The sequence below is a fragment of the Streptomyces sp. NPDC050560 genome, from assembly GCF_044457285.1.
GTDB lineage: Bacteria > Actinomycetota > Actinomycetes > Streptomycetales > Streptomycetaceae > Streptomyces.
The window spans coordinates 110,943-130,192 of record NZ_JBITGT010000019.1 but is presented as its reverse complement, the minus strand read 5'-3'; the positions used below and the strand labels follow the sequence as shown (position 1 = coordinate 130,192).

Below are 19,250 nucleotides of genomic sequence, written 5' to 3'. Positions count from 1 at the left end.
ATGCCCGCGCTCCAGGTGTCCCTGGCGCTGAACCCGGGACCGCTCACCCGCCCCCTCCTCGACGGGGAGACCACCGCCGAGGGCGTCGAGTGGGCCGCCACCGCGCTGCACCCCTCCGAGATGTTCTGGCGGCAATTGCACTTCGGCGACTTCGACATCTCCGAGATGTCCCTCGCCTCGCTGCTCCAGGCCGTCGCCAAGGGCGAACGGGACTGGGTGGGCCTGCCGGTGTTCACCACCCGCCACCTCTGCCACACCGACATCATCGTCCGCACGGACGCCGGGATCGAGAGCCCGGCCGACCTCGCGGGACGGCGGGTGGGCGTGCCCGAGTACCAGCAGACCTCCGCGGTGTGGAGCCGGGGCGTCCTCGCCGACGAGCACGGGGTGGACCCGGCGGGCATCGCCTGGCACATGGAGCGCGGCGGCGACACCAGCCACGCCGCGGGCACCGGGTTCACCCCGCCCGAGGGGGTGCGGATCGAGCAGATCCCGCCGAGCGAGAGCATCGGCTCGCTGCTCGCCGCCGGCGAACTCGACGCCTCCCTGCTCTACCTGTCCGACGGCAACCTGATCGACCGCTCGCCCGGACGCGCCACCCTCGGCACCCGGGTGCGCAGGCTGTTCGACCCCGCCGCCGAGACCGCACGCTACCTGCGCACCGCGGGCTTCCGGCACGCCACCCACTGCGTCGTCATCCGCGCCGAACTCGCCGACGCGCACCCCTGGCTGGCGCTCAACCTCTACGCCGCCTTCGAACGCGCCAAGCGGCTCGTCGCCGAGCGCGCCGCCGCGGCCCTCGCGCCCTGGACCCCCGTCCTGCCGGGCGCCGCCGACACCCGGCGCGACCTGGCGGCCACCGACCCCTGGCCGAGCGGGGTCGCGGGGCAGCGGGACATGCTCGCCACCCTCTGCCGCTACGCCCACGACCAGGGCCTCACCCAGCGGCTCGTCGACCCGGGGGAGCTGTTCGCCGACCGCACCCACGCCCTGTGACACCGCCCGCCGCACCACAGCGGGGGACCGCCCCCGTGTGACCGACGGGCGCGGCCCCGCCACCCCCCGCAGGACAGCCCCGTAAGCCAGAACCGACCTCGAAGAAGAGGAGAGCCGAGATGGCCGAGATCGTCGCCGCGGCTGCCGCCGTGCACGCGCCGCAACTGCTCAGCAGGCCCCCGTACGAAGAGGTGGACAAGCTCGACAACAGCACCGACGCCCTGCACGCCTTCGGCAGGGTGGTGGAGGAGGCGCGCCCCGACGCGGTCCTCGTCATCGGCATCGACCACCTGGAGACCTTCTGGCTGGAGGCGGTGCCCGCCTTCACCCTCGTCCTCTCCGAGGAGTGCGAGGCCGCCTACACCAAGTGGCGCCGGCGCAAGACCATCCACACCTCCCTCGCCAAGGACCTCCTGAAGGGCGTCATCGCCCAGGACTTCGACCTCACCTACTCGCAGGACGCCGAGCTTGGCCACGCCTTCCTCACCCCCTTCGAGCACATACTCGGCGACAGCGAGGTGCCCGTCATCCCGCTGCTCGTCAACACCTACCTGCCGCCCATCCCCAGCCCCCGCCGCTGCTACGCGCTCGGCCAGGCCATCGCCAGGGCGCTCGCCGACAGGCCCGAGCGGATCGCGGTGATCGCCAGCGGCGGCATGTCCCACTTCCCCGGCACCGCCCGCTACACCGCCCCCAACTTCGCCTTCGACCGCTGGCTCATCCAGGAGACCGCCGCGGGCCGCTACGAGGACCTGATCGGCCTCACCCCCGTCAACCTCGACGAGGTCGGCGAGAGCGAACTCGTCACCTGGTGCGTCCTGCTCGGCATGACGGGCGGCGAACTCCCCGGCTCCCTGCTCTCCTACCAGGAGCTGTCCCACCACGGCCACGGCGTCATCCAGTTCGTCCCCGAACTCCCCAAGGCCGCCGAGCAGCCCGAGGCGGAGCGCCTGCCGCGGTACGGGGGCCACGAGTTCACCCAGGACGACTACGTCTACTACCGCTTCCCCGAGCCCAGCAGCCTGCCGCTGAACCGCTTCCTGCGCACGATCATCACCCAGGAGGACGCCCGCAGGGCCTTCGCGCACGACCGCGACGCCACCATCGCCGCCAGCGGGCTCGGCGAACAGGAGCGCGCGGCCCTCGCCGCCGACGGCTTCGACCAGTTGGTCGAGCTGGGCGCGCACCCCCTGCTGGCGCTCTCCGCCTGGCAGGTCGTGAAGAACGAACTGTCCGCGGCGGGCTGACGCCGTGGGGAGCCGCGACACCGGCACGCCCAGGACGGCCGGGACGAGCCGACCGGGCGTGACCGGACGAAGGAGCAACCCCGTGGGCCGTGCGCGCAGGCGCCTGACCGCGCTGCTGGCCGTGGCGGCCGCCACCGCCCTCGTGGCGTCGTGCGGACGCCCCTCCTCGCTCGACCCCATCGACAACTCCGCCGCGTACGCCAAGTACGACGCGATGTCCGGGAAGAGCAGGCACGACCGGCTCGTGGAGGAGGCGAAGAAGGAGGGCAGCGTGATCGTCTACACCACGAGCGACGCGGTGTCCGACGTCGTGGCGCCCGCCTTCGAGAAGAAGTACGGCATCACCGTCTCCGTCTACCGGGCCACCACCGAGACCCTGCGCCAGCGCATCCTCCAGGAGGCCGACGCGGGCCGCCCCCTCAACGACGTCGTCGAGACCAGCGACATCGAGATGGCGATCCTCCACCAGAAGCACTTGCTCGGCGCCTACAAGCCCGACGTGCCCGGCATCGACCCGCGCGCGAAGCTGCCGTTCATGACGGGCGCCTACTTCATCGCCACCCTGCCCGTCCACAACAGCCGCCACGTGACGAAGGCGAACGCGCCTGACTCCCTCGACGACCTCACGGACCCGCGCTGGAAGGGCAAGCTGGCGCTGGAGCAGAACGACGACAACTGGTACCTCAGCGTCTACCGCTACTACCACGACCACGGCATGAGCGACGCCGACTTCACCACCATGATGAAGAAGATCGCCGCCAACGCCCGCCCCGTCAACGGCCACCTCACCTCGCACGACCTGCTGAAGTCCGGCGAGTACGCGGTGTTCGTCACCGACTTCCTGCACTACGTCACCGGGCAGGACCCGGGCGCCGTCGACTACCGGCCCGCCGTGGGCCCGGTCAACCTCCAGGTCCTGGGCGCCGTGCCGATGCGCGGCGCCGAGCACCCCGCAGCCGCCACCCTCTGGTCGGACTTCTACCTCACCGACGCCCAGCCCCTGATCGACAACATCAGCGGCATACCCACCAACCCCTCGGCCATCGCCCACTACAAGGCGCCACTGTCCAAGGACGACGAGGTCGTCGAGGACTGGCGGACCCTGCTGAAGTCGGGACCCGCCTGGTCGAAAGCCTACGAGAACCTGCTCTCCGGCAAGGGGCCCGTCCTCCCCAAGGGAGCGTCATGACCATCGTCGAAGCCAGGCGCGGCAGCGCCGTGGAACCGCCCACGCGCCCCGCCCGCCGCCTCCCCGCGCTCCGGACGCCCAGGCCCCGCACCCTCGTGCTCGCCGCCACCGGGATCGCGGTGATCTACCTGGTCGGCGCGCCGCTCGTGTACCTGCTGCGGGACGCCTTCACGGACGACGGCAAGGGCTTCTCCCTCGCCGGGTTCAGCCGCGCCTTCTCGGAGAGCGGCATGGGCGCCACCCTCGGCAACACCCTGCTGTTCTCGGTGGGTTCCGCCGCGCTCGGCCTGGTGCTCGGCTCCGTGCTCGCCTACCTCGCGGTGCGCACCGACGCCCCCTTCGGGCGGCTCGTGCAGGCGTCCTCCGTGGTCCCGCTGATCGTGCCGAGCATCCTCTACGCCCCCGCCTGGGTCTTCCTCACCAGCAACGACATCGGCCTCTTCAACGAGATCACCGACCGCCTCTTCGGCGCCCGCCCCTTCGACGTGTACAGCATGGGCGGCATGGTGTGGGTGCAGGGCCTGCACGTGGCACCCATCGCGTTCCTCTTCATGACCGCCGCCTTCCGCAACAGCGACCCCTCCCTCGAAGAGGCCGCCCGCACCTCGGGCGCCGGGCGCTGGAGCGTGCTGCTGCGGGTCACCGTGCCGCTGGTGAAGCCGGCCCTGGCCAGTGCGGGCCTCATCCTGTTCGTGCAGAGCCTTGAGGTCTTCGAGATCCCCGCGCTGCTCGGCCTGCCCGCCAACATCAACGTGGTCACCAGCCAGATCTACGAGCTGTTCCAGACCTACCCCATCGACTTCCACGCGGTCGGCGCGCTCGGCGTGCTGCTCCTGGTGGTCGCCTCCCTCGGGGTGGTCCTCGTCAACCGCGCGGGCGGCTCCCTCAAGCAGTCCGCCACCGTGTCGGGCAAGGCGTTCCGCCCCCGCAGGGCACGGCTCGGCAAGGGGCGGCCGTGGGCCGGGGCGTTCATCGTCCTGTACTTCCTGATGGTCGTGGTGCTGCCGCTGGCGATCCTGCTGTACGCCTCGCTGCTGCCGTTCTACGAGACACCCGGCGCGCACGCCTTCTCGCACATGTCCCTCGACAACTACACCAAGATCATTAACGATCCGACCGTCGTCAACGCGTTCAAGAACACCGTCCTCGTGTCGGTGGGCGCCGCGGCGGGTGTGATGGTGCTCTCCGCCCTCACCTCCTGGTTCGTGGTGCGCACCCGCAGCCGCGGCCGCGGTCTGCTCGACACCCTCGCGTTCTCCCCCGTGATCGTGCCGGGACTCGTGCTCGGCCTCGCCATCAGCTTCGTCTACCTGCACGTACGGCTGCCGATCTACGCCACCCTGTGGATCATCCTGATCGCCTACCTCACCCGCTTCCTGCCGTACGGCATGCGCTACGCGTCCTCCGCGATGCGGTCGATCTCCTCGGAGCTGGAGGAGTCGGCGTACGTGTCGGGCGCGGGCTGGGGCACCACCATCCGGCGCATCCTGCTCCCGCTCACCAGCCCCGGCATGGTGGCCGGCTTCATCTACGTCCTCATCGTGGGCTTCCGCGAACTCCAGAGCACCATCCTGCTCTACAGCCCGGGCAAGGAGACCGTGTCCGTGCTGGTCTGGGAGGAGTACCAGGACGGCGGGCTCTCCTCGGTCGCCGCCATCGGGGTGCTGATGGTGCTGGTGCTCTGCGTCTTCGTCGGCCTCGCCACCCTCATCGGCGGACGCAGGGGGGTGCGCCTCCAGTGACCAGGACCGCCACCGGGGCGGGCCCCACTCACCCCCCACTCTCGTACGTCCCCCAGATCACGCGTCTTTGACGGGAGGCAGCCGTGCTGTCGATTGCGAAGGTCACCAAGAACTACACACCCCAGGGCGGGCGCGGGGCGAAGAAGGGCGGCGGCAGGCCCGCCGCGGGCCCCGCGCTGCGCGGCATCGACCTGGAGGTCGGCCGGGGCCAGTTCCACACCCTGCTCGGCCCCTCGGGCTGCGGCAAGACCACCCTGCTGCGCTCCATCGCCGGGCTCGAACGCCCCGACACCGGCACCATCACCCTCTCCGGCACCACCATGTTCTCCTCCGCCGAGGGCATCGATGTCTCCCCTGACCGCCGCGACCTCGGCATGGTGTTCCAGTCGTACGCGATCTGGCCGCACATGGACGTCTTCAAGAACGTGGCGTTCCCGCTCACCGTGCGCAGGCCGGGACGCGGCGGCCCCAAGCTGTCCCGCCCCGAGCAGCGCGCCCGCGTCGAGGAGGCACTGGCCGCGGTCGGCCTCTCCGACTACGCGGGCCGCCCCGCCACCAACCTCTCCGGCGGCCAGCAGCAGCGCCTCGCCGTCGCCCGCGCCCTGGTCACACGCCCCGCGCTGGTCCTCCTCGACGAGCCGCTCTCCAACCTGGACGCCCGGCTGCGCGAGTCCATGCGCTTCGAACTGAAGCGGCTCCAGCGGGAGACCGGCGTCACCATGGTGTACGTCACCCACGACCAGTCGGAGGCGCTGGCGCTGTCCGACGTGGTCACCGTGATGTCGGCGGGCAGCATCCAGCAGAGCGCGGCCCCGCAGGAGATCTACGACCAGCCGAGTTCGCTGTTCGTCGCCCGCTTCGTCGGCGCCCCCAACCTGCTGCCCGGCGTCGTCGAGCACACCGCGGGCGGCTCGGCCCGCGTCTCCTCCACCGCGGGCGCCATCGCCGTCGACCGCTGCGCACTCGAACGCGGCGCCCGGGTACGGGTGCTGATGCGCCCCGAGGACTTCGTGGTCACCGCGGCCGACGGCCCCGACGAGGGCCGGGCGGACAACACCTTCGAAGGGGTCATCACCGCCACCGCCTTCGAGGGCGAACGGGTCCGCCACCATGTGAAGGTCGGCGACCTCACCGTCGAGTGCCACGCGGAGCGCCACCGCGCCCTCACCGACGGCACCGGCGTACGGCTGGCGATCCCCGCGGCACGGGTGCGGCTCGTCCCTGAGGACCCGCGGGACCCCGAGGACGCCGCGGCCGCCGACGGCGACCTGGACACCGACGCCGCCGCGGGCGGACCAGGGGCCGGCACCCGGGCGCAGCCGGCCGCCGCCTCCTGAACCGGCCCACGGAATCCGAAGCACACGGCGCCCGGAAACAACGCGCCGCACACGGCAAGACGGGCTCAGCCCGGGAATGAGGTGCACAGTGACCGTCGACACCCACACCACCGGCGAGACGGCCGGGGCCCGCGGCCCCGCACGCCCCGACGGGCTCGCGGGTCTTGACGAGGACGCCAGGCCGCTCGAAGTCGTGGTGGCCGCGCGGCGCCGGGTCGCGGACGGGGTCGTCGCTCTTGAACTGGCCAGGATCGACGGCGCTCCGCTGCCGCCCTACACCCCGGGCAGCCATGTGGACCTGCACCTCGGCAACGGGCAGGTGCGCCAGTACTCGCTGTGCGGCGACCCGGACGACACCTCCCGCTACCGGGTCGCCATCCTGCGCGTCGACGAGTCACGGGGCGGCTCCCGCCATGTCCACACCCGGATACGCGAGGGCCTGCACCTGCTGATGTCCCCGCCCAAGAACAACTTTCCGCTGGCGGCGGACGCCCCGCACACCGTGCTGTTCGCCGGCGGCATCGGCGTCACCCCGCTGCTCGCGATGGCCCGCGAACTCGCCGCCCACGGGCGCTCGTTCGAGATCCACTACCGGGCCAGGGACCGCGGCAGGCTGGCGTTCGCCCAGGAGCTGCGCGACCTCGCGGGCCCCGGCAGGCTGCACACGTACACCGACGACGACCCGGCCTCCGCCGCGGACTTCGACGCGGTGGCGGCGGTACGCGCCGCGGGCGAGGGCGCGCACGTGTACGTGTGCGGGCCGCGCGGCTTCATGGACCACGTCGAGGACGCGGCGCGGCGCGCGGGGACGCCGGAGGAGCGGGTCCACGAGGAGAACTTCGCCAACGACGTCGACCTCACCGGCACCCCCTTCACGGTCGTCGCCGCCCGCAGCGGGGTCACCGCCACGGTGGCCGCGGACCGCACCGTCGCGGAGACCCTGCGCGACCACGGCGTCCAGGTGCGCACCTCCTGCGAGACCGGGGTCTGCGGCACCTGTCTGACCAAGGTCCTCGCGGGCGTCCCCGACCACCGGGACGTCTTCCAGTCCCCGGCCCAGCAGCGCGCCAACACCGCGGTGACCCTGTGCTGCAGCCGCGCCCGCACCGAGGAGCTGGTCGTCGACATCTGAGCCGCCGCCTCCCCCCCCCGGACCGGGGGCTCCCTTCGGCGGGGGAGCCCCCTTGGACGGGGAGCCCCCGGGTTGGCCAGGACCCTCCCCGGGGGCTCCCTCTCAGTGCCGGTGCGAGTCCCGCCGCCCGGGGCGGCGGTCGTCCGCCGCGGTCACGAGCCTGCTCGGCAGGGGCCGGTCCGCGGAGCGCGCCGCCGGGGTGGCGAACGCGGCCGCCGCCACGAGGACCAGTACCAGGACGAGGGCGTGCCGCAGCCCGAAGCGGTCCCCGAGGAAGCCGAGCGAGGGCGGCCCCACGAGGAAGGCCACATAGCCCAGGGTCGCGGCGAGGGAGACCCGGGCCGCCGGGTTCGGACCCGAGTCGGCCGCCGCGGAGAGCGCCACGGGAAAGCCGAGGGATGCGCCGAGCCCCCACAGGACCGCGGCGCCCGCCGCGACCGCCTGCTGGTCGACGAAGATCACGAGAGCCAGCCCCGCCGCGCCCACCAGGGCGCTCGCACACAGCGCCACGGCCCGCCCGAAGCGGTCGACGAACCGGCCGCCGACGAACCGGCCCAGCGTCATGGAGGCGGCGAACACCGCGTAGACGGCGGAGCCGAGGGCGGCGTCGAAGCCGTGCCCGTCCACCATCACCAGGGGCAGCCAGTCGTTGGCGGTGCCCTCGGCCAGCGCCAGCGCCAGGATCACGCACCCGATCAGGATCAGCCGCGGCTCCCGCCACACCGAGGCGCCGGACCGGGCGGCCTCCCCTGGCCCGGCCTCCGCCCGCTGTCCGGTGTCGCCCGCCGGGAGGGCGCGCAGGAAGCGCAGCAGCATGGCCACGACCACGAGGGCGACCACCAGCAGATGGACCGGCACGGAGAAGCCGACGGCGGTGAGGGCCATGCCGCAGACGGCGCCGACCACCGTGCCGAGGCTGAAGAAGCCGTGCATGGCCGGGAGGGTGGAACGCCCGATGAGGCGCTCCACCTCGGCGCCCTCCACGTTGAGGGCGACCTCACCGCCCCCGGTGCCGAGCCCGAAGACGCCGAGGCCCAGCGCGACGAGCACGGCGGCTCCGGCGGCGGCGCCGACCCCGATGACCGCGGCACCGACCGCCACCGCGCCCGTGCCGACGGCGATGACGGCCCTGGTTCCCCACCGCTTCACCAGGGCCCCGGAACACACGATCCCGGTCATCGAACCGGCCGAGAGGCCGAAGAGCACAAGACCCATCTGCGCGGTGGACGCGTCGAGCAGGTCGCGCACGTCAGGGGTGCGGGTCACCCAGGACGAGATGGTCAGCCCCGGCGCGAAGAACAACGCGAAGACGGCGCTCCTGCGCCGCACCAGGGCGGCGTGCGTGGTGGTCATCGGCGGGGGCTCCAGGGACGTCGACGTGAGTGCGCACAACCGTACGCACTTTTTGTACGGGCGTACACACCCCGCGGGTCGAGGGCCATGGCAGATTGGGGAGGGTGAACGGCACTCGGCGCGAGATCCCCAACGACCCCGGCAGAAGGGAGCGGATTCTGGACGCCGCTCTCGACGTGGTCGCGGAGTCCGGGGTGCACGGCACCACCCACCGCAAGATCGCCGCGCGGGCCGATGTGCCGCTGGGCTCGGTGACGTACTACTTCGACGGCCTCGACGACCTGCTCGCGCAGGCTTTCGCGCGCCTGGCCGACACGATGTCGCACCTCTACCGCGCGACCCTGCGAAGGGCCTCGACGGAAGCCGAGGCCGAGGCGGCCGTGGTGGAACTGATCTGCGGCCCCGCCTACGCCGCACCCCGCGAGATGACACTGATCTTCGAGATGTACGCCTACGCCAACCACCATGCGCGCGTGGCGGAGACCACACGGACCTGGCTCCGGCGGAGCCACGAGAGCCTGGCCCTCCACTTCGCCCCCGGGGTCTCGCACGCGCTCGACGTGCTCATCGAGGGCTGGCCCATGCACCGGGTCTTCGGCGACCGCCCCCTGGACCGCCGGCTCGTCGCGAGAACGGTCCATGCGATCGTCGACGCCCACCCCCGCCCGTCCGACCGGGACCGGGCGGAGGACGTGCATCCCGGCTCCCACGCCTGAGCCGGGTTCCCACGCCTGGGCCCGGCTCCCGCACCTGCGCCCTGCCTCGTCTCTCCCGACTGCCGGGCACCGGTTCCGGCCGCGGCGGACTCTCCGCCGGGCGGCGGGAACCGGCGGGCGTGGCCATGGGTGGGCCGTGGCCAACGCCCGTGCGTCAGCGGGAAATCAGGAGGAACGGCCCGCCTTGAGCGCGGCCGCGACCTCGACGGCACGGCGTGCCTGGTGGCGCGCCGCCTGCAACGGCACCTCACCGGGAGCGCCCTCCCCGGCCACGTGGGAGACGCCGTAGGGGTTGCCGAGCTGGTTCATGACCGGGTCGGTGTAGCCGGGGGGCACGATGATGCCGCCCCAGTGGTAGAACGTGTTCGCCAGCGCCAGGAGGGTCGCCTCCTGGCCGCCGTGCTTGGTGCCGGAGGACGTGAAGGCCGAGTACACCTTGCCCTCAAGCTTGCCCTGGCCCCACAGCGGCCCTGTGGTCTCGATGAAGGCGCGCAACTGGCTGGCCGGGTTGCCGAAACGGGTCGGGGCGCCGAAGAGCACCACGTCGGCCCAGTCGAGGTCATCAAGGCTCGCCAGGGGCACGTCGGCGGTGTCCCGAAGGTGCTGAGCCCACTCCTCACGGGAGTTGACCGCCGCCTCGGGAGCCGTTTCCGCGACCTTGCGGAGCCGCACCTGCGCGCCGGCCTTCTCAGCACCCTCGACGGCCGCCCGTGCCAGGGCGTGCACGGTGCCCGTGGAACTGTAGTAGACGATCGCGACGTTCACGGATTCCGACATCGGCTGTCTTCCTTCGTCAGCGGGATAGTGTTTCACCCAGTACGACGAGACAGCCCCGCGAAATGTGAGGCGCCGCGCCCGCCCCGGACGTGTCACGGGCGGCTCGTCGGACCGAACGGGGCGCAGTGACCGAGGGAGCCGGCGACGCCATGACCAACTCATCCGGGTCCGAGGAGCGCGCTCTGCCCGATCCGGGCCTGAGCGAGATCATGGGCGAGCGGCACGGGCTGATCGGCCTCACCTACCGGCTCCTCGGCTCCCTGACCGACGCCGAGGACGTCGTCCAGGAGACCTACACCCGCTGGTACGCCCTGTCGCAGCGGCAGCGGGACGCCATCGAGTCGCCAGGCGGCTGGCTGACGACCGTCGCGAGCCGTATCTGCCTCGACCTGCTCGGCACGGCGCGGGTCAGGCGGGAGCGCTACGTCGGCGAGTGGGTGCCGGAGCCGGTGCCCGCCGGTGCCCAGTGGATCAGCGGGCGGTGGGGTGCCGGTGGCGCCACGGCCGACCCCGCCGACCAGGTCACCCTCGACGAGTCGATCGACATGGCCTTCCTCGTCGTGCTCGACCTGATGACCCCCGCCGAACGCGTCGCGTTCATCCTGCACGACGTCTTCCGCTACTCCTTCGCCGAAGTGGCCGAGATCGTCGGCCGCACGCCCCCGGCCTGCCGTCAGTTGGCCTCGTCGGCCCGCCGCCGTATCCGCGCCTCGCAGTCGGCCGGGGCCCCGGCGGCCCGGCGCGCGCACACCGTCAGGGCGTTCAAACGGGCCTGGGAGGCGAAGGACATCGACGCCCTCATCGGCCTGCTGGCCCCCGACGTCACGGCGGTCGGCGACGGCGGCGGCCTCGTGTCGGCGGCGCTCCACCCGGTCGAGGGCGCCGAACGGGTCGCGGACTTCTACGCGGCACGGACGGACGCGATGCGCGGCGTGGAACTGCTGGAGCGCACGGTCAACGGCCGGCCGGGGCTGGTCGCCCGGGTGGACGGCGCCCCCGTGTCGGTGCTGGCGTTCGACGTCGAGGGCGACCGGATCAGGCGGATCTGGGCGGTGCTCAACCCCGCCAAGCTCCGGCCCTGGCACACGAGCTGACCCGCCTCCCGCAGCCGCCCGCGCGGCCGACGCCCCTCGCCGGGGCGGCCGGGTCTCCGGGGCGCTTGAGGGCCACCCGTACGACCGGTTCGCGTATTTTGCGGACTCGCCCTCGAACTCGAAGGAACCCGTTTCTGGATCTTCGAGATCGGTGTGTCTCGATTGTCCGGGACCCGGGGTAAAAACCCCACTACGCCACCGTCAACTCGACCTTGTTCGGCGGCCCGTGATCAGGAAATCGTTATAGGGGTGCCACGCCGAAGCAACGTCTTGACAGTGATCTACCCGATTCACATACTCAAACAAGCGTGGGGGTCGCCGGGGGCTCATAGCCGTCTTCGCAACGTCGGGGGGACTTTCGTGAAGCGTGACAGCCATACGCCTTTGTCCACCTGTGCGTATCCCGCGGCACCTGCCATTTTGCCGTGGTCGAAGGCGCCCGGCGCCCGTTGTCGGTGCCATGCCACAACACCCCGGCTGCCGCGGGGGGAAGCCGCTCGCCGACGCACTCCCACCGCACGCCCACGCATTCATTTTCCGATGTCCGACGGCTCGGCAATGCCCCACGTTCGCATCTGTGTTACCGGCTTTACTTATCGCTATACCTTCCCTGCCACCATCTTGGAAGAATCAACGATATGACCGACTCGGAATCTGTTGCGAAATCTTTCAACGCGCCGTCGGATTTCATCAGGTGGACCGAGGCGCAGCCATCGGAAACGCAGGGTGTCGCACCCCCCATGGTGGAATTCCGGGCGCTTGGCCCGCTGGACGCCACGGTCGGCGGCCGACCGGTGGACCTGGGGGCGCCCAAGCAGCGCAAACTGATCGCGCTCCTGGTCAGCCGACTCGGCCAGCCCGTGCCCGTGGACGTGATGCTGGAAGCCCTCTGGGCGGAGAGCCCCCCGCCCTCGGCGGTGACCTCCCTTCAGGCATACGTGGCCAATCTGCGCAGGGTGCTGGAACCGGCCAGGGCCCCACGGACACCGACGAAGGTGTTACGCACCAGCGACCGCGGCTATCTCCTGGACGGCCATGTCGTCCAGGTGGACGTCCACCGATTCGAGAGACGCGCCCAGGCGGGATGGCAGGCGTGGAGCCGGGGCAGCCGGCACGAGGCACTGAGCGAGTTCGAGGCCGGGTTGGCGTGGTGGCGGGGCGAGGCGTACACGGAGGTGTCCCATTCCGTCCATGTGGTGGCGGAGGTGGGCCGGCTTGAGGAACTGCGGCTCTCGGTCGTCGAGGGACGCTGCGCGGCGCTGCTGGCCGTCGGCGCCCACGAGGTCGCGGTCGCCGATCTTGAAGCCTTCATGCAGGCCCATCCACTGCGCGAATACGGTTGCGAACTGCTGAGCCTCGCCCTCTACCGGGCCGGACGGCAGGCCGAGGCGCTGGCGGTGCTGCGGACCAACCAGAGACGCCTGGGGGAGGAGCTGGGCATCGACCCGAGACCGGCGTTGCAGAACCTCGAACGCGAGATCCTCAGCCACGCCCCGGCTCTGGACTGGCGTCCTGTGCCGCTCTCCCCGGCCGTGACCGTGCGGGAGAGACCCGCGCTCGCACCGCGGATACACGTGCCCGCCCAGCGGCGGCCGGAGCCCCCCGCGGACCAGGAGGTCTTCGTCGGCCGTGAGGCGGCGCTGCGGCATCTGGCCACCGTCTCGGCCGCGGCGGCGGTCGGCCGGGGGCAGGTGGTGACGGTGTCCGGCGAGCCGGGCGTCGGCAAGACCAGCCTGCTCCGCCGCTTCGCCGAACGGGCCGCGGGCGCACCGGTGTTGTGGGGGGCCTGCCCCGGGCATGTCGCCACCCCGCCGTTATGGCCCTGGCGGCAGGTGCTGGGAATGGCGGGCACCCACTGCCCCCACTACCCGGTTCCGGACCCGGTGGCCGATTTCCTCGACGGAGCCGCCGGACGGCCGACGAGCGGCGCGGACGCCGACACCGCGACCCTCAGGCAGTTCGACGCCATCGTCCAGTACCTCATCGGCGCCTCCACCACCACACCGCTGGTGATCGTGCTCGACCACCAGCAGCAGGCCGACCCCCACTCCCTGCGGCTGCTTGCCCACCTGGCCGAGTCGGTGCGGGCGAGCCGCCTGCTGGTGGCCGTGGCCTACCGCTCCGACGAGGCCGCCTGTCTGGCGGAGACGTCCGCGGCGCTGGCCCGCGCGGACATGACGCGCGTGGACCTGAGCGGCCTGAACGCCGCGGAGACCCGGGCCCTGGCGAGCGCGGTCCTGCGCCGGGAGATCACCGGGGCCGCCGCGGAGGAACTGCACTACCGCACCGGCGGCAACCCGTTCTACCTCAGGGAACTGGTCAAGGCCCTGCGCAGCGAGGAGTGCGCGAACGGGGTCCGCACGGCGCCGCTGTCCATGCCCGTGCCGACGGCACCCGCGCCCGTGCGGGAGGTCGTGCTCGGCCGCGTCGCACGCCTCGGCCAGAGCGCCGTCGACCTGCTGTCCTTCGCCGCCATCGCAGGCCGGAGCTTCGCCGTCGACGTCGTCGCGGAGGCCGCGTCGATCGAGATCGAGGACGCCCTGAAGCTCGTCGACACCATCGCCGCGGCGGGCCTGATCGCGGAGGACCCGCACCGGCTCGGCTGGTACACCTTCACCCACGCCCTGACCGGCGAAGTGCTGTACCAGGCCATGGGGCGGCTGCGCCGGGTCCACCAACTGCGCCGCATCCGCACCGCCGCCCTGCGGCCGCGGAGGGTGCACCCGCTCGGCGCCACCGACTGAACCCCGCCGGCCCCCTCGGGCCCGGCCGCCAAGTCGGCGCCAAGCCGCCGGACAGTGGAACTCAACTCCCATGGACAACACTACTTGCCGTACGGAACACGGGAAATGACCGGATCGAGCCGGACAAGCGTCGACACGGGCCACACGGGGACCGCGGTCGGAGACCGCCGCGTCGACAGTCCGGCACCGAGGACAAGGGCGTCGGCCCCGGAGCGACTTGCCCCGGCGGGCCAAGCGACTACTTCTCCCTGCCCCGACTCCCCTCCCTCACCAGGCAAAGCCCGCACCGGAAACCACCGGGCCTGCCGCACCGTGAAGTCGAGGGCTCCTACGTTCCCATCGATGAGAGGCGGTGTCACCACCCTTCGACTGCCGCGTGACAACGATGAAGCCAACCGCTGAGAGCACTCAGCAAGTTCAAGGGGGGAGAACGTGAAGTTCCAGCTCTTGGGGACCTTCCGCGCCGAGGCCGACGGGGTGTCGATCGTCCCGACGGCCGGGAAACCACGACAGATCCTGTCCCTGCTCGCCCTCTGGCCCGGACGCGTGGTGCCCGTCGACACGCTCATGGAAGAGGTGTGGGGAACCAAGCTGCCCCAGAGCGCACCCGCCACCCTCCAGACCTACATCCTGCAACTGCGCCGGCTCCTCGCCGGGGCCATGGGGCCCGACAGCCCCCGCACCGCCAAGGAGGTCCTCGCCACCCGGCACGGCGGTTACGTGCTGGAGGCCCCCGTCGAGAGCGTCGACGTACACACCTACGAACGCATGGTCGCGGAGGGCCAGTCGGCCTTCGACGCCGGAGACGACGCCATCGCGGCCGACCGTTTCCGGCGGGCGCTCACCCTGTGGCAGGGACCGGCGCTCGTCGACGTGCGGGTCGGGCCCATCCTCAGGATCGAGGTGATGCGCCTGGAGGAGAGCCGGCTCCGCGCCGTCGAGCGCAGGATCGACGCCGACCTGCGGCTCGGCCGGCACACCGAACTCGTCCCGGAACTCACCGGGCTGACGGCCCGTTACCCGCAGCACGAGGGCCTGCACTCCCAGGCGATGGTGGCGCTGTACCGCTCGGGACGGCAGGCGTCGGCCCTTGAGGTCTACCGCAGGCTGAACACCCGGCTGATCGAGGAACTGGGCGTCGAGCCCTCGCCCCAGGTGCGGCGCCTGCACCAGGCGATGCTGGCCGTCGACCCCCAACTGGACGTCGTCGCCGGGCCACGGCACAGCACCACGTTCGACCTCTACGTCGCCTGAGCCCCCCGCACCGGCGTCAGGGGGCGGCCGGGGCGACGACGGGGCGATGGGGGCGACCGGCATCCGCTGCCGCCGACGGGGTCGGCAGCGGACCCGCGCCCGGAGAACGGCGGCCCGCCGCGGAAGAACCGCCCGGCTCAGCCCCGCTTCGTCGCGCAGATGACGACGCGGTTGATGATGGCGTCCGCCGGGATGTCCGCCGGGTCCTTCGCCGTCACCTTCGTGACCTCGAACCCGCACTCCTCCAGCCAACTCCCGTACGTCGACACCTTCTGCAGCCCGCCACGGCCGACCACACAGCCGAGTATGTAGGACGGGAAGAAGTCGGCCTGGTAGTCGTCGGTGTCCCGGATGTCCTCCGGGTACACGGGCGCGAGGACGACGATCTGCCCGCCGGGCTCCAGCGCCCGGTGGGCGTTCCGGAAGACGGTGAGGACCTCGTCCTTGTCGTACATGTCCACGAAGTGCTTGAGCAGCAGCACGTCGAAGCCGCCGGGCAGCTCCTCCAGGACGTCACCGCCCACGAACGAGCACTGCTCCGCCACGCCCTGCGCCGCGAAGTTCCGCAGACACTCGGCCTCCAGGGTGGGCCGGTCGAACGTGGTCACCCGCAGACCGGGACTCCCCTTCAACTGACAGGTCATGACCGCCCCGAGGCCGTTGCCGCCCAGCACGTCGAGCACTCGGGCCCCGGCGGGGACGTCGAAACTGCCGAAGAACCAGGGGTAGACGCTCGCCGTCTCGTTCTGCGCGAGCGGCCCCCACGCGGCGCGCACCTCCGCGACCTCGCCCGCCGCCTCGAACATCGTGCCGTCGAAACCGTAGAGCTTCTTCAGACCGACCACACTGCCGGTCGCCACACTGTCGGCGAGGTAGTACAACTGCCGCAGCATGCCCGTCTTGACCATGCCCATGAAGGTCAGCACGCGCTGGAGGTCCGGCTCCGGGACATCCGCGAGGCCGTCGAGACGGTAGCCGCCCGTGGCCTCGTCCCGGGCGACGAAGCCCTCCTTGACCAGCAGGTGCAGCAACTGCTCCACCGCGTCGGGCTTCGCCCCGACCGCCGTACCGAGTTCGGCCGCGGTCAGGCCGGGCTCCTTGCGCAGCGCGTCGACGATGCCCAGCTCGAAACAGGCGTGCAGGTTCATGAAACGGGTGGGGCCCACCATGTACTCGCGCATCCGGGCGAGTACGGCATCAGGGTTGGACACAGGTATCCCTTCGGATCGACGCGTCGGACGGGGCCGCTCCCGGTGCTCCCAGGCAACCGAGTATGGACACGGGCACTGGAGCGCGGGTGGAGCGGGACTCCGGCGACACTCGCCCCCCGTACGGCGGGGCGGAGAACAGGTGGTGGCGGATGTGCCGGGTCGGCCGGGCGGGCCGCCGCGGCCGTGCCGGCGGGCTCACGCCTTGCGGTAGGCGACCCGCGCGGCCATGTCCGCCAGTTCGGCGCGCCACACCTCGTCGACGGGCGCGTCGGCGATGGCCTTGCAGCCCCGCTCCACGAGCCCGGCGATATGCCGTTCGACATCGGCGCGGACACCCGTGTCCAGCAGGCGGCGGCGCACCTCGTCGGGGGTGTGGCCCGGCTCCGTGATCAGGGTGTGGATGCGCTCGTCGCGCTGCATCGCCCAGCCGAGCAGCAACGTCATCTTGTGCTGGGTGAAGTCGAGACCGGTGGGCTTTCCGGTGTCCGCGGACTCGCCGAAGGCGTCGAGCAGGTCGTCGCGGAGCTGGAACGCCTCGCCCACCGCCTCGCCGTACTCCTCGAACGCCGGGGCCAGGTCGTCGCGCCCCGCCGCGGTCGCACCCACCACGAGGGGCCGGTGGATGGTGTACCGGCCGGACTTGATCCGGGCGATGAGACGGGAGGCGCGGACGTCGACCGAGAACTCGGCGGCCGTGCGGACGTCCATGTACTGGCCGATCATCACCTCGGAACGCAGCCTGTTCCACTCGGGAACGGCCGACCTCGGCGCCTCGGCCATCAACTCCTCGGAGTAGACGAGCGCGAGGTCGCCGACGAGTATCGCCACACCCTCCCCGTACCGGCGTGACTCGCCCTGCCAGCCGCGGCTGCCGTGCAGCGCCGCCTGCCGGGTGTGGACGGTCGGTACCCCGCGCCGTTGGTCGGAGTCGTCCAGGACGTCGTCGTGGACGAGGGCGGACAGGTGCAGCAGCTCAAGGGCCGCACCGGCCGCCACGATCCCGGGATCGTCGGGATCACCGCCGACGGCCAGATAGCCGGTGATGCAGTAGGCGGGCCGGATGCGCTTGCCGCCCGAGGCGATCAGTTCGGACAGCGCGTCGATCGGGGCGACGGCCCGTTCATGGACCTCCGCCCACATGTCGCGCTCGACCGCGAGGAACGAGCGCAGCCGGTCCTCCACGCGGCGCAGCAGTGCGCCACTGGTGCGGCGGGCGAGGGCGGCCTCCGGGCCTGCACCGGTGGATACGTCCGAAGTCATGGCTGTCTCCTTGGGATCGGGGGAGTGACACGGATGCGAGGGCGCCGCGGCGCGCTCCCGCCGAGCCTTCGTGGCCCGCAGGACGCCCCTGACCTGCGTCGGCCTGGCCCGCACTGAGCGGGTCTGGAGTTCCGCTTTGGCGGATCTGGAGTCCCCCTTCAGCGCCGCCCCACCGCGAATGGCGAACGTTGACACCCAGAACTGGCCCGTGGAAGCCTCTGGGTGCCGGCTCGAAATCGAACATGCAGCGCCGGAGAATTTCTTACCGAATCCCCCTTTTCTTCCCGAGAGCCATCGGCTCGGCTGCGACTGCTGCCCGCATCACCGGGGCGCACGGTCAAGTAAGGCCGCCGGACAGGGAACTCAGAAAGGCGATCGCATGGAAATACTCGCCTGCCCGGAAACGCCCGACCAGGAACCAGGCGACGTGACAGCACGCGTCCTCGCCGCCGCGCGCGTCCAGCGCCTCGAACGCAGCCTGAGCGCACTTCCCGCCCTCTACGAAGAGAGCCTGCACAACATCGCGCCCGTATCACGGCAGACCAACCACACACGCGTGTCCGGGACCCGGAGCGGTGACTCTCTGAACCTGTCCGCGCTCGACGCACGGCACGACATTGTCGCCGTTCTCGAGTCATGGGCCGAGTTCGTCTCCGACGAAGTCGGAGGAGCCGCCCCCAGAGGCTCCGTTCCCCACCTGGTGACATTTCTGCTCCGCCATCTGGCATGGCTCACGGAACAGCCCCCGGCGGCCGATTTCGCCGACGAGGTCGAAGACCTCCGCAAGCAAATGCTGCACACTGTCGACCCCACCACCACCGAATTCCACAGGCGCAGTTGGGACTGCGTGGTGGCCGGCTGCACGGGAAAGATCACCACCGCGCCGCGGCCGTCGGACGGCGCGGGCGTGCGAGGCATCCGGTGCTCGTCAGGGCACACCTGGGAGACCCACGAATGGATCACTCTGCGGCCCCTCGTGGAAAGACGGCAGAAGACGGCCGACGCATGAGGAAACCACCGCGGCACCGGCTTGTCCCCACCAATGTGGCCGCGCTCGCGGCGGGCGTGTCCGAGGCGACCATCCGCAAGTGGGTGAGCCGCGGAAAGATCACCCGCTATGGCACACCGGGCCGCTCCGAGTTCGACATCGACGAACTCACCCGGATCGCCCTGCGACGCCAGCCCTGAGAACCGTCCC

Annotated in this window: 16 protein-coding genes; 12 read left to right on the top strand and 4 right to left on the bottom strand. The window is 71.6% G+C overall.

Features of this window, described 5'->3' with window-relative positions; all coding sequences use genetic code 11:
* The 6 genes from ACIBIW_RS32875 to ACIBIW_RS32850 all read left to right on the top strand — a co-directional run bounded on the left by ACIBIW_RS32875 (position 1) and on the right by ACIBIW_RS32850 (position 7,643).
* Positions 1–996 (top strand): ABC transporter substrate-binding protein, encoded by a 996-nt coding sequence (locus ACIBIW_RS32875; RefSeq protein WP_399341546.1) that lies wholly within the window; start codon positions 1–3, stop codon positions 994–996.
* A 119-nt stretch (positions 997–1,115) separates the two neighbouring features.
* The gene (locus ACIBIW_RS32870) at positions 1,116–2,243 is read left to right on the top strand and encodes a hypothetical protein (RefSeq protein WP_399341545.1); all 1,128 of its coding nucleotides are present in this window, start codon (positions 1,116–1,118) and stop codon (positions 2,241–2,243) included.
* Between the two features lie 82 nt (positions 2,244–2,325).
* The gene (locus ACIBIW_RS32865) at positions 2,326–3,432 is read left to right on the top strand and encodes an ABC transporter substrate-binding protein (protein WP_399341543.1); all 1,107 of its coding nucleotides are present in this window, start codon (positions 2,326–2,328) and stop codon (positions 3,430–3,432) included.
* Complete coding sequence (locus tag ACIBIW_RS32860) at positions 3,429–5,174, top strand: ABC transporter permease (protein ID WP_399341541.1); 1,746 nt, start codon at positions 3,429–3,431, stop codon at positions 5,172–5,174. Before ACIBIW_RS32865 ends, ACIBIW_RS32860 begins: the two co-directional genes overlap by 4 nt.
* Positions 5,175–5,257: 83 nt before the next feature.
* Positions 5,258–6,511, top strand: a complete 1,254-nt coding sequence (locus ACIBIW_RS32855) for an ABC transporter ATP-binding protein (RefSeq protein WP_399341539.1) — start codon at positions 5,258–5,260, stop codon at positions 6,509–6,511.
* 88 nt (positions 6,512–6,599) lie between these two features.
* On the top strand, positions 6,600–7,643 hold the full coding sequence (locus ACIBIW_RS32850; RefSeq protein WP_399341538.1) for a PDR/VanB family oxidoreductase: 1,044 nt from the start codon (positions 6,600–6,602) through the stop codon (positions 7,641–7,643).
* A 102-nt stretch (positions 7,644–7,745) separates the two neighbouring features.
* On the opposite strand, the gene ACIBIW_RS32845 is transcribed toward ACIBIW_RS32850, so the two are convergent.
* The gene (locus ACIBIW_RS32845) at positions 7,746–8,996 is read right to left on the bottom strand and encodes an MFS transporter (protein WP_399341535.1); all 1,251 of its coding nucleotides are present in this window, start codon (positions 8,994–8,996) and stop codon (positions 7,746–7,748) included.
* A gap of 104 nt (positions 8,997–9,100) precedes the next feature.
* On the opposite strand from ACIBIW_RS32845, the gene ACIBIW_RS32840 reads away from it, so the two are divergent.
* Positions 9,101–9,712 (top strand): TetR/AcrR family transcriptional regulator, encoded by a 612-nt coding sequence (locus ACIBIW_RS32840; protein ID WP_399341534.1) that lies wholly within the window; start codon positions 9,101–9,103, stop codon positions 9,710–9,712.
* 165 nt (positions 9,713–9,877) lie between these two features.
* On the opposite strand, the gene wrbA is transcribed toward ACIBIW_RS32840, so the two are convergent.
* Positions 9,878–10,489 (bottom strand): NAD(P)H:quinone oxidoreductase, encoded by a 612-nt coding sequence (gene wrbA, locus ACIBIW_RS32835; protein ID WP_399341532.1) that lies wholly within the window; start codon positions 10,487–10,489, stop codon positions 9,878–9,880.
* A gap of 149 nt (positions 10,490–10,638) precedes the next feature.
* Here wrbA and sigJ point away from each other — a divergent pair, with 149 nt between their 5' ends.
* The 3 genes from sigJ (at position 10,639) to ACIBIW_RS32820 (ending at position 15,581) form a co-directional block, all read left to right on the top strand.
* Positions 10,639–11,583 (top strand): RNA polymerase sigma factor SigJ, encoded by a 945-nt coding sequence (sigJ, locus tag ACIBIW_RS32830; protein ID WP_399341530.1) that lies wholly within the window; start codon positions 10,639–10,641, stop codon positions 11,581–11,583.
* A 740-nt stretch (positions 11,584–12,323) separates the two neighbouring features.
* Positions 12,324–14,327 (top strand): BTAD domain-containing putative transcriptional regulator, encoded by a 2,004-nt coding sequence (locus ACIBIW_RS32825; protein WP_399341528.1) that lies wholly within the window; start codon positions 12,324–12,326, stop codon positions 14,325–14,327.
* A 432-nt stretch (positions 14,328–14,759) separates the two neighbouring features.
* Positions 14,760–15,581: a BTAD domain-containing putative transcriptional regulator gene (locus tag ACIBIW_RS32820; RefSeq protein ID WP_399341527.1), complete on the top strand. Its 822-nt coding sequence runs from the start codon at positions 14,760–14,762 to the stop codon at positions 15,579–15,581.
* A 137-nt stretch (positions 15,582–15,718) separates the two neighbouring features.
* Here ACIBIW_RS32820 and ACIBIW_RS32815 read toward each other — a convergent pair whose 3' ends face one another.
* Positions 15,719–16,792 carry a methyltransferase gene (locus ACIBIW_RS32815; RefSeq protein WP_399341525.1) on the bottom strand — a complete coding sequence of 358 codons (1,074 nt, stop codon included), beginning with the start codon at positions 16,790–16,792 and terminating at the stop codon, positions 15,719–15,721.
* A gap of 195 nt (positions 16,793–16,987) precedes the next feature.
* Positions 16,988–18,052, bottom strand: coding sequence for a polyprenyl synthetase family protein (locus ACIBIW_RS32810; protein WP_399341524.1), 1,065 nt, complete (start codon positions 18,050–18,052; stop codon positions 16,988–16,990).
* A 379-nt stretch (positions 18,053–18,431) separates the two neighbouring features.
* Here ACIBIW_RS32810 and ACIBIW_RS32805 point away from each other — a divergent pair, with 379 nt between their 5' ends.
* Positions 18,432–19,061 carry a hypothetical protein gene (locus ACIBIW_RS32805; RefSeq protein WP_399341523.1) on the top strand — a complete coding sequence of 210 codons (630 nt, stop codon included), beginning with the start codon at positions 18,432–18,434 and terminating at the stop codon, positions 19,059–19,061.
* A complete protein-coding gene (locus tag ACIBIW_RS32800) occupies positions 19,058–19,240 on the top strand; it encodes a hypothetical protein (protein ID WP_399341521.1) in 183 nt (60 codons plus the stop codon). The genes ACIBIW_RS32805 and ACIBIW_RS32800 overlap by 4 nt, the downstream gene beginning before the upstream one ends.
* The last annotated feature ends 10 nt before the right edge of the window (positions 19,241–19,250 follow it).

Coding starts and splice junctions, on each gene's coding strand:
- ACIBIW_RS32875 (WP_399341546.1), top strand. CDS start 1: ATGCCCGCGCTCCAGGTGTCCCTGGCGCTGAACCCGGGACCGCTCACC.
- ACIBIW_RS32870 (WP_399341545.1), top strand. CDS start 1,116: ATGGCCGAGATCGTCGCCGCGGCTGCCGCCGTGCACGCGCCGCAACTG.
- ACIBIW_RS32860 (WP_399341541.1), top strand. CDS start 3,429: ATGACCATCGTCGAAGCCAGGCGCGGCAGCGCCGTGGAACCGCCCACG.
- ACIBIW_RS32845 (WP_399341535.1), bottom strand. CDS start 8,996: ATGACCACCACGCACGCCGCCCTGGTGCGGCGCAGGAGCGCCGTCTTC.
- wrbA (WP_399341532.1), bottom strand. CDS start 10,489: ATGTCGGAATCCGTGAACGTCGCGATCGTCTACTACAGTTCCACGGGC.
- sigJ (WP_399341530.1), top strand. CDS start 10,639: ATGACCAACTCATCCGGGTCCGAGGAGCGCGCTCTGCCCGATCCGGGC.
- ACIBIW_RS32825 (WP_399341528.1), top strand. CDS start 12,324: ATGGTGGAATTCCGGGCGCTTGGCCCGCTGGACGCCACGGTCGGCGGC.
- ACIBIW_RS32810 (WP_399341524.1), bottom strand. CDS start 18,052: ATGACTTCGGACGTATCCACCGGTGCAGGCCCGGAGGCCGCCCTCGCC.
- ACIBIW_RS32805 (WP_399341523.1), top strand. CDS start 18,432: ATGGAAATACTCGCCTGCCCGGAAACGCCCGACCAGGAACCAGGCGAC.
- ACIBIW_RS32800 (WP_399341521.1), top strand. CDS start 19,058: ATGAGGAAACCACCGCGGCACCGGCTTGTCCCCACCAATGTGGCCGCG.